At 59.0% G+C, this 1,347-nt stretch carries 1 protein-coding gene; it reads left to right on the forward strand.

What is annotated here, in order from left to right; translation table 11 throughout:
- A partial coding sequence (locus tag ACKWMY_RS28155; protein ID WP_409487542.1) for a hemagglutinin repeat-containing protein occupies positions 1-1,347 on the forward strand: 1,347 nt, incomplete at both ends.

Raw genomic sequence — 1,347 nt, forward strand, 5'->3', positions numbered from 1 at the left:
ACAGAGACAACCATCGACAGCGGTAAGACGCTTGCCATGAACAGCGGGCGCGATACTACCCTGGCCGGTGCACAGGTCAGCGGTGACAAGGTGGATGTTGACGTAGGACGCAACCTGACGCTCAGCAGCCAGCAGGACAGCGATCTCTACGACATGAAGCAGCAGAACGCCAGTGCGGGTGGCAGCTTCACCTGGGGCTCGATGAGTGGTTCCGGCTACCTGAACCTGAGCCAGGACAAGATGCACAGCAACTACGACTCGGTGCAGGAGCAGACCGGGATCTTTGCGGGCAAGGGGGGCTTTGACGTTAAGGTCGGCGAGCATACCCAACTGGATGGCGCGGTAATCAGTTCAACGGGCACGGCGGACAAAAACAGCCTGGATACCGGGACGCTGGGCTTCAGTGACCTGAACAATAAGGCGGACTACAACGTCGAACATGTCGGGGTCGGGATAAGCGGCGGTGGTGACTTTGGCGGTAAGGAGTTCCAGGGCAACCTGGCGGGCGGGATGCTATCGGGCCTGAACGGCAGCGGTCATGCTAGCGGCACCACGCAGGCGGCGGTGAGCGAAGGTAACATCACTGTTCGTGACAAGGACAACCAGCAACAAAATGTCGCCGACCTGAGCCGGGATACGGAGAATGCCAACGGCAGCATTGCGCCGATCTTCGACAAGGAGAAAGAGCAGAACCGGTTGAAACAGGCGCAGCTGATTGGCGAGATCGGCGGGCAGGCAGCGGATATCATCCGTACGCAGGGTGAGATAAACGGGCTGAATGCGGCGAAAGCCGATCTGGCGAAAGATGGCAAACTGCCGCCGGAACCGGGAAAAAATGCCAAGCAGGAAGAGATTGATCAGTACGTCAGCATCCTGAAAGACACCACTGCGTATAAAGAGGCCATGAAGCAGTATGGTACGGGCAGTGACTTGCAGAAAGCGGCGCAGGCGGTGACGGCTGCGTTGCAGGGGTTGGCAGGGGGAAATATCTCCCAGGCTCTTGCTGGTGGTTTGAGTCCGTACGCGGCCGAGCAAATCAAGAAGTATACCGGTACGAATGAAACGGCCAACGCGCTTGCCCATGCGGTGTGGGGGGCGATAGCGGCACAAGTGAGTGGCAACTCGGCAGCCGCGGGTGCTGCGGGGGCCGCTGGTGGTGAATTGGCCGCGCGTTATCTGGCAGAAAAGTTATATGGTGCAGACACGCCGGAAAAAATTGCTAAACTGAGTGAGGAGCAGAAGCAGAGTCTCAGTGCGCTATCGACGCTGGCAGCGGGTTTGGCAGGTGGAGTGACGGGGGATAGCACCGCTAACGCTGTGGCGGGTGCTCAGGCCGGTAAGAATGCG

Source organism: Serratia sp. J2 (assembly GCF_046269175.1).
GTDB lineage: Bacteria > Pseudomonadota > Gammaproteobacteria > Enterobacterales > Enterobacteriaceae > Chania > Chania fonticola_C.